Annotated in this window: 6 protein-coding genes and 1 pseudogene; 2 read left to right on the top strand and 5 right to left on the bottom strand. The window is 74.7% G+C overall.

Annotation, left to right across the window (positions count from 1 at the left end; all coding sequences use genetic code 11):
- The first annotated feature begins 29 nt into the window (after positions 1-29).
- Positions 30-1,304, top strand: a complete 1,275-nt coding sequence (locus tag ABZ564_RS10875) for a hypothetical protein (protein WP_360852987.1) — start codon at positions 30-32, stop codon at positions 1,302-1,304.
- Between the two features lie 47 nt (positions 1,305-1,351).
- On the opposite strand, the gene ABZ564_RS10880 is transcribed toward ABZ564_RS10875, so the two are convergent.
- From ABZ564_RS10880 to ABZ564_RS10900, 5 genes and pseudogenes are all read right to left on the bottom strand, one after another.
- Positions 1,352-2,074 carry a TetR/AcrR family transcriptional regulator gene (locus tag ABZ564_RS10880; RefSeq protein WP_360852990.1) on the bottom strand — a complete coding sequence of 241 codons (723 nt, stop codon included), beginning with the start codon at positions 2,072-2,074 and terminating at the stop codon, positions 1,352-1,354.
- Between the two features lie 96 nt (positions 2,075-2,170).
- A complete protein-coding gene (locus tag ABZ564_RS10885) occupies positions 2,171-4,096 on the bottom strand; it encodes a hypothetical protein (RefSeq protein WP_360852993.1) in 1,926 nt (641 codons plus the stop codon).
- A 24-nt stretch (positions 4,097-4,120) separates the two neighbouring features.
- A pseudogene (locus tag ABZ564_RS10890) lies at positions 4,121-4,374 on the bottom strand (hypothetical protein); the annotation flags it as partial.
- A 39-nt stretch (positions 4,375-4,413) separates the two neighbouring features.
- Entirely contained in the window at positions 4,414-5,061 is a 648-nt protein-coding gene (locus ABZ564_RS10895; RefSeq protein WP_360852997.1) for a response regulator transcription factor, read from the bottom strand.
- Complete coding sequence (locus ABZ564_RS10900; protein ID WP_360853000.1) at positions 5,046-6,314, bottom strand: sensor domain-containing protein; 1,269 nt, start codon at positions 6,312-6,314, stop codon at positions 5,046-5,048. The genes ABZ564_RS10895 and ABZ564_RS10900 overlap by 16 nt, the downstream gene beginning before the upstream one ends.
- Positions 6,315-6,554: 240 nt before the next feature.
- Between ABZ564_RS10900 and ABZ564_RS10905 the strand changes: the two genes are divergently transcribed.
- Positions 6,555-8,765: MMPL family transporter (locus ABZ564_RS10905; protein ID WP_360853003.1), on the top strand; the 2,211-nt coding region annotated here is incomplete at its 3' end.

Consider the following 8,765-nt stretch of genomic DNA (forward strand, 5'->3'; position numbering starts at 1 on the left):
GGTGAGACCCTCTCCGGAAGGAACCACCCGTGCTGAAGTCCAGCCGCCGTCGCTCACTGCTCCGCGCCGCCGTGGCCACGGCCGCCCTGACCGTCACCCTGTCCACCCCCTTGCCCGCGTCCGCGCTGGACGGGCCGGCCGGCGCCGCGCCCGCCTGGGCGAGCGAGGCGGCGCCGTTCACCGACGCCAACCTCGTCGACGTCGTGAACATGGGCCGGGGGAGGACCTGGGCGGCCGGGTTCACCGTGCGCATGGAGGGGAAGGTGATCCGCTTCCAGCCGGTCGTGGCCGAACGCTCCGCGCCCGGTGCGGCGTGGACACCGCTGGCGTCGGCCACCGCGGCGGCGGGCGGGGTCACCAGCCGGGTCAACGCCGTGGACGCGAACGGCGCCCGCGACGTGTGGCTCGTGGGCGACGACGCCTCCGCCCTCGACGGGCGGGTCTACACGCAGCACTTCGACGGCACGCACTGGCAGGTCGTGCCGGTGGACGTGGCGGAGAAGACGGAGGCCGCGTCCCTGCTGGGCGTCGACGCGCGTCCGGGAGGCGCCTGGGCCGCGGGCTACGCGCAGATCGAGGTCTCCCGCACTTGGAACCCGGAGAAGGGCGGCTGGTTCGTCGAGTCCCGGACCGCCGGGATCGTCCGGCACTTCGACGGTACGGCCTGGCACGACGTGCCGCTCCCCGAACTGCCCGGCGACTACTGGTACCTGAACACGGTGCAGGCGGTCTCCGACGACGACGTCTGGGCGGCCGGTTACGACGGCGACAGCGGCAGCCCGCTCCTGATGCACTACGACGGCTCCTCCTGGCAGCGTGTCGACGCCCCCGGGGTCACGGACATCCCCGGCCAGGCCCAGAGGCTGGCCGTCACCGAGGACGGCGAGGCGTGGGTGGTCGGCGAGGACTGGTCCCCCGAGGACAGATCCACCCGGGCCCTGGTCGCCCGCCACGACGGCAAGGGCTGGCACAAGGTCGCGGTACCCGACGTGCCCGCGCGCCTCTTCGGCCTCACCGCACGGCCCGGAGGCGGCATCGCCGTCGTGGGCCAGACGCTCGGTGACCGGCGGGAGGCGCTGGCCTGGGCCTGGAGCCCGCTGGACCCGGACGCCACCGGCGCGGCCGGGGGCCGCTGGAAGGACCTGGCCCTTCCGCAGCCCGCGGTGACGGACGCCTCGGTCCCCGTGGAGAACGTGGCGAGTGGTGTGGCCGGCGGTCAGGCGGGACTCACGGTGGTCGGCACGTCGACCGCCGAGGGCGCGCTTCCCCAGCCGTTCGTCTCCGTACGGCCCCGCGGGAACTGAGGTCCGGGCGGTGCACGGGCTTCCCGTGCACCGCCAGGCCGGGACTCCTACGGCAACCGCTGGGCGGGCACCGCCGGCAGGGCGGGCGCCAGCGAGGAGAGCCGCGCCAGCAGGTCCCCGAACGGCCCGTCCGCCGGCTCCTGCGCCAGCACCCGCAGCACGATCCCCGCCATCTCCTCGTCGTACGCCGCGCTCACGGCGGCCAGCGCGGCGAAGTCGTGCACGAGCTGCAACTCCAGCTCCGCCCGGGGCACCCGCCGCCCGTCCAGCCAGAGCAGCGCCGTCGATTCGGCGAGCGAGACCCACGACCGTACGACCAGCTCCAGCCGGGCCGGGGGCTTTCCGGTGTCCAGATGGGCCAGGATCTGCGCGCAGGCGGCCCGGCGCACCCCGTCGATCATGGCGTTCGCCGTGGAGGAGCCCACGGCCGGGCCGCCCCGCATCAGCGCGGCGAACCCGGGGCCGTGCTCGTCGACGAAGTCGAAGAACCGGCCCATCACCCGCAGCAGCCGTGCGCCCAGGGGACCTTCGCGCGGTTCCAGGAACCTGGCCGCCAGCTCGTCGGCCGCCCGTCGCAACGCCGCCTCGTACAGGCTCTGCTTGCCCGGGAAGTAGTGGTAGACCAGCGGTCTGGAGATGCCGGCCGCGGCGGCGATCTCGTCGATCGACACCTCGTCGGGCGCCCGGTGGCTGAACAACTCCAGCGCGACGCCGATCAGCTGCTGCCTGCGCTCCTCGACGCCCATCCTGCGCCGAACCCCGGTCGTCATGCCCCCAGCGTACCGACCGGTGCTCCGGCGCACGCCGCCGGTCCGCGACCGTCGGGCGCGCGGCGGGTGTGTACGGGCACGGCCCGGACCTGCGGTTCAGTGCAGCGCGGCCACCCGGCTGCCGTCCTTCAGCCGCCCGTCGAGCCGCGGCCGGTCGCCCGCGGCGGCGGGCACCGCGAGCAGCCGCCCCCGGGCGCTGCCCGTCACCCCGCCCGACGTGGCCAGCGATGCGAACTGCTCGCTGCCCGCGGCCAGTACGTACCACCGGCCGCCCGGCGACTTCCACAGCACGCCCGCCAGCACCCGGGGCGCTCGCGCCCCGCACTCCGGCGAGTCCTCGGCGCGCGCCGCGACCGCGCCGGGGGCCGGCGGGCGCGCGGCCGGGGCCTGGAACTGGGCGATGACCCGGCTCCCGGTGCCCCGCCAGGTCTCCGCCCGGGTGCACAGCCACTGCGCCGAGCCGTCGCCCTCGGGCAGCGGCTGCCGGGCGTACGCCCAGGAGTTGACCGACCGCACGCCGTGCGACCGGACCGCCGGCAGCAGACACGCGGTCCGCGCCCAGCTCTCCCGCTCGGCCCGCCCGGTGACGTCGTGCGGTGAACCGGGGGCGCCCGAGGTCAGCCGGGCCGGGGCCAGCTCACCCAGGTCCGTGACCAGCCGCACCGCCGCGCCGCCGGTCAGCTCGACGGCCTCCCAGGACCGGCAGCCGGAACCTGCCGCAGGGTCGGCCAGCGGGCCGGTCACCCCGTCGGGGGAGCGGGGCAGCGGGCGCGGCGCCCGGTCCGGCGCGAGCAGGTCCCGCACCCGGACGTCCCGCACCCAGGGTGCCGTCAGATAGCGCACCCCGTCCCGGGTGCGGGCCACCACCAGGGCGCCCGCCGACGTCTCGTCCGCCCCGTCCACCCGGGCGAAGTCGAGCGCGGCGCCGCCGGACGGGTCGGCGTTGCGCGGCTCGGCGTACCGCACGACGCGCAGCCCGTCGTGGAACAGCACCACCGCCCAGTCGCCCACCTCGCCCGCGTACAGCAGCTGCGGCGCCCCCATCGGCGGGCCCACCGGTGTGCCCGGTGTCGTCGACGTCCGCACCCCGGCGCCCGGCCGGGCCCACACCTCCAGGGCCCGCCGCAGCAGCCGGGTGTCCTGGGTGCGGTCGCCGCGCGTGGGCCAGGCGGTGAAGTCCGTACGCGTCGAGTGCCGCCAGAACGTCGCCGGCACCCGGCGCAACGCCCCCGGGTCCAGGGCCGCTTCGGACGCCGGATTGCGCGCGTACAGCGGGGCGGACAGCGCCCCGCGCCCCCAGCCGCCGGGCAGCCCGAGCAGCGCCCCGCACACCAGCAGCGCGGCGCCGGCCGCGAGCGCGGTCCGGGCCCGCCGGCGGCGGCGCGGCAGGTCGGGCGGCCGGGCCTGGAGCGAGCAGGGGTCGAACTCCGGTGACGCCAGGAGCGCGTAGCCGGCTCTCACCCCGTCGGCCTCCGTCAGGGCCGCGTGCGGATCGGCCACCCCGGCGGCGGCCAGTTCCCGCCGGACCTCCCCGTCCGCCAGCCCCTCCAGGCCGCGCAGCACGAACGCGGCCCGGGCGGGCGCGCCGACCGCCGCCAGCTCCCGTTCCAGGGCGAGTTCACCGGCCCCGCCCGGGTGCGGGAGCAGGCGCAGGCCCCAGACCGACGGGAGGACGGGGGGCAGCCGGCGCGGCCGGAGCCGCAGCCGCCCGAAACGGCCCGGTGCCAGTGCCCGGCGCAGCACCTGGCGTCGCACGTAGGCGTAGCCGGGGTCGGTGGTCTCGGTGCGGCCCGGCCGGCGGGGGAGCGGGACGGTGGCTCCGGCCCGGTGTGCCGCCTGGAGGGAGCGCTGGGCCAGGGCGTGGGCGGCGAACACGCGCCGGCCACGGCTCGGCGAGGGCGGCAGCAGGAGGTAGCCGATCCGTACCAGGCGCGGGTAGTGCTCGACGAGCGCGGCCTCGGCCTGTTCCGCATGGACCGGGGTGGCGGCTGGCGGTAGCTCTGACGGTGGGCGCACATTCATCTGAACGAGCGAATGGTGCGATGGTCACTCCGGGGCACGTCCGCCGGGTGCCCCGGAGCTTCGGGCGAACCGGGCCGCAGGGCCGTCCACGAGCGCGCCCGTCATCCGGTCGGCGAGCGTGGTCAGGGTGTAGGTGCCGATGCCGAGGGTCACCTCCAGCGCGTTGCGCGCGGTGTAGCCGTGCGCCATGAACGCCCGGAGCGTTTCGTCGTCGACGCCCCGTTCACCGCGAGGACGGCCGGAGTGAACCGCCGCATCGCTTCCAGCCGTTCGTTCGGGAAGGCGGCCATCCGGGCGGCGGCGGCCGGCAGGACGCCCTAGCCCCGGTCCAGATACGCCAGTACGGCCAGAACGCGGCGGTTGTCGTCGTCGGACGGCGGCAGATCCAGCTTCCCGAAGATGTTCGAGGTGTGCTTGGACACCGCCCGCTCCGTGATCACCATCTGCGCGGCGATCGCCGCGTTCGACCGGCCCTGGGCCATCAGCTCCATGACCTCCCGCTCGCGCGGTGTCAGAGCACCCATCGGCTCGTCCCGCGAACGCCGTGTCAGCAACTGCGAGATGACCTGCGGGTCCATCGCCGTCCCGCCCGCCGCCACCCGGCGTACCGCGTCGATGAACTGGTCCGCGTCGAAGACCCGGTCCTTGAGCAGATAGCCGATCCCGCCGTTGCCGTCCGCCAGCAGCTCGCGCGCGTACAACTGCTCGACGTGCTGGGAGAGCACGAGGACGGGCAGGCCGGGCCGCGCCCGCCGGGCCGCCAGGGCGCACTGCAGCCCCTCGTCCGTGTGGGACGGCGGGAGCCGGACGTCGACGACGGCGACGTCCGGCTCCAACTCCGCGAGCGCTCTGGTCAGTTCGGGGCCGGTCTCGACGGCCGCCGCGATCTCGAAGTCGTACGCCTCCAGCATCCGGACCAGGCCGTCGCGCAGCAGGAAGAGATCTTCGGCTAGGACAACTCGCAAGGGATCTCCATGCTCACCATGGTGGGACCGCCCGCGGGGCTGCTGACGGCCATGATGCCGTCGAATGTACCGAGCCGGCGTTCGATACCGCTCAGGCCCGAGCCCGCCCCGACCGAGGCGCCGCCCTTCCCGTCGTCCGTGACCGAGAACCTGAGCGCCCCCTCGCCGTGGTGCAGGTCCACCCGGATCCGTTCCGCCCCCGAGTGCTTCGCCGCGTTCGTCAGGGCCTCGCTGATCGCGAAGTACGCCGCCGATTCGACCGGCGCCTCGGCCCGGCCGCCCAGCTCCACGTCCACCTCGCACGGCACCGGCAGCCGCAGCGCCAGCGCCTTCACCGCGTCCCCGAGCCCGCGCTCGGCCAGCACCGGCGGGTGGATGCCCCGGACCAGGTCGCGCAGCTCCGTCAGCGCCTCGGCCGAGGACTCCCGGGCCATCGCCAGCAGCTTCTTCGCCTGCGCCGGGTCCTTCTCGATCAGCGCCTCGACGGTGCCGAGGTTCATCCCCATGGCCACCAGCCGGGCCTGCGCCCCGTCGTGCAGATCCCGCTCGATGCGCCGCAGCTCGGACGCGGCCGTGTCGACCGCCTCGTGCCGGGTCTCGGTCAACCGGTGGACACGCAGGGCCAGTTCCTGCCCCTGGGTGGGGGCCAGCATCGACCGGGCGAGCACGAAGTGCGCCCGCAGCAGCCGCTCGCTCAGCACCATCCCCACCGCGAAGACCACCACGCCGAGCGCGGCGGCCATCAGCCCCGTCGCCTGGCTGTCCACCGGGACGAACGCGTACCAGTACCGGTCGTCCGTGAAGACCCGCCACAACCCCGCCGCCAGGACGAACCCCTCCACCGGGTAGAGCAGCAGCGCCGCCGCCAGCAGGGACACCACGGACCCGGCCGTCATGTCGACCAGCGTCCACCGCAGGTCCCGCCACGTCGCCGGGTCCTTCAGCATCAGCGTGGTCCGCTCCACCCGTCCGGTGAACCCGCCGCGCGGATCCTTCGGGAACGGCCGGTACGGGACCGGGATGCGGACGTCCGACCAGGTGGCGGCCAGCAGCCGGCGCTGATTGGCGTGCTTGCGGACCGCCTCCAGGACGTACGGCGTGGTGACCAGGCCGATGCCCAGCGGGATCATGGCCATGGAGACCAGCGCCAGCACGAACAGCGTGCACGACCCCGCGAGGGCGACGAACGACAGCACCAGCCCGCGCCACGCGGCCAGCAGCGCCGGCCCGATCCGTCCCCGTTCCGCTTTCATCCCGGTCCCTCTTCCCCTCGCCGGGCCCTCGTGCCGGCCCCGTGTCGCCCACAGTCTGACCCGCCGCGCCCCCCGTACGTCAGCCGGTTTCCCACCCGATAGGGGTGTACCCAGCACCACCCCCGCCACCTCGCCCTACGTGCCGTGCGAACGGGGGGTCCACCGGCTGGGGCCGCCGCCCGGCCGTTCCTAGATTCGAGGGGCATCGTCGGACTTCCACCCACAGGGGGCGAACCCGCCATGAGGCGTAACCTCGCGGCACGTATCGGTGTGTGGAGCGCACACCACCGCAAGACGGCCATCCTCGGCTGGCTGCTCTTCGTCGTACTCGCCGCGGGCATCGGCGGCGCCTCGGGCATGGTCGAGATGACCGAGGCGGAGAACGGCGCCGGCGACTCGGCCCGCGCCGAACAGATCCTCTCCGACGCCGGACTCGGCCACCGGGCCGGCGAACTCGTCATGGTCTCGGCGGCCGAGCCGGACGGCTGGCGGACCGCCGCCCGCGAACTGACCGCCGCCCTCGAGGGCACCGGCGAGGTCACCGGCCTCACGGACCCGGTCGTGTCGAAGGACCGCCAGGACGCGCTGATCACCTTCGAGATGAAGGGCGACCCGGACACCGCGGCCGACCGGGTCCAGCCCGTGCTGGACGCCGTCGCCGGGGTGGAGGAGAGGCGACCGGACGTCACCGTCAGCCAGTTCGGCGACGCCAGCGCCGGCAAGTGGCTCGGCGACCTGCTCTCCGACGACTTCAAGAAGGCCGAGTTCACCGCCGTACCCCTGGCCCTCGGCATCCTGCTGGTCGCCTTCGGCGCCGTCGTCGCGGCCCTGCTGCCCGTCGGTCTCGCGCTCACCGCGTGCATGGCCGCCTTCGGACTGCTCTCGCTCGCCAGCCACCAGCTCCACCTCTTCCAGACCACGTACTCCGTGATGTTCCTGATGGGCTTCGCCGTCGGCGTCGACTACTGCCTGTTCTACCTGCGCCGCGAACGCGACGAACGGGCCGCCGGACACGACGCCGAGACCGCCCTGCGCATCGCCGCCGCCACCAGCGGCCGCGCCGTCCTCGTCTCCGGGCTCACCGTCATGGTCGCCATGGCCGGCATGTTCCTGTCCGGGCTGATGCTCTTCGAGGGCTTCGCCCTCGCCACGATCACCGTCGTGTTCATCGCCGTGCTCGGCTCCGTCACCGTGCTGCCCGCCCTGCTGTCCTGGCTCGGCGACCGCATCGACGCGGGCCGGGTGCCGCTGCTGAACCGGCGCGGCAAGCGGGGCGGGAGGCAGAGCGGCGCCGTCGCCGGCCGGGTGCTCCGCCCCGTCCTGAACCGGCCCGGTCTCTTCGCCGCCGCCTCCGCCGCCGTCCTGCTGGTGCTGGCCGTGCCCGCCCTCGGCATGAAGACCGAATCCCTGGGCCTGGAGAAGCAGTTCGGCTCCGACTCCGCGCTGTCCGTCGCCTACCGCCACATCAGCGAGACCTTCCCCGGCGGCCCCGCCCCGGCCCGGGTCGTCGTCGAGGCCGACGACATCACCACCCCCGCCGTACGCGACGCCCTCGCCGCCTTCGACGACGTCACCGTCCACCGGACGCAGAACGTCGCCGAGTTCGAGGTCCCGTTGCCCGGCGGCGAGAAGGGCCTGACCGAACTGCGCGAGGAACGCCTGCCCGCCGCCTTCGACGGCAGCGGCGCCCGCGCCTACGTCACCGGTGAGGTGGCCGGGTCCGTCGACTTCAACGACCAGCTGAAGCGCGGCATGGCCCCCGTCTTCCTCTTCGTCACCGCGGTGACGTTCCTGCTGATGCTGTTCTGCTTCCGGTCGTACGTCATCGCCGTGACGTCCGTCCTGCTCAACCTGGTCTCCGTGGCCGCCGCCTACGGGGTGATGACCGCGGTCTTCCAGCACGGCTGGGGCGCCGGCCTCATCGGCTCGGAGGGCGTCGGGGCGGTCGAGTCCTGGATGCCGCTGTTCGTCCTCGTCGTCCTGTTCGGGCTGTCGATGGACTACCACGTCTTCGTGGTCTCCCGGATCCGCGAGGCCCGCGGCCGGGGGCTCTCCACCCGGGCCGCGATCGACGAGGGCATCCGCCGCACGGCCGGCGCGGTGACCGGCGCGGCCGTCATCATGGTGGCGGTGTTCTCGGTCTTCGCGACCCTGTCCATGCAGGACATGCAGCAGATGGGCGTCGGCCTGGCCGTCGCGGTCCTGCTGGACGCCACGGTCGTACGGATGGTGCTGCTGCCCTCCGTGATGGCGCTGCTCGGCGAGCGCAACTGGCGCACCCCGCGCGGCCCCGGCCGGCTGCCGAGCCCGGACCACGATGAGCCGGCGCCGGTCGCCGTCGCGACCCCGGCCGGGCCGGGGCCGCCCTCGCCCCCTTCTCTCCGCTCAGGCCGCCCCGACGGCCGAGGCGACCATTCTGGCCGACGCGGTCGGCCTGGTGCAGACGGCGCA

The sequence above is a fragment of the Streptomyces sp. NPDC019224 genome, from assembly GCF_040632605.1.
Classification (GTDB): Bacteria; Actinomycetota; Actinomycetes; order Streptomycetales; family Streptomycetaceae; genus Streptomyces.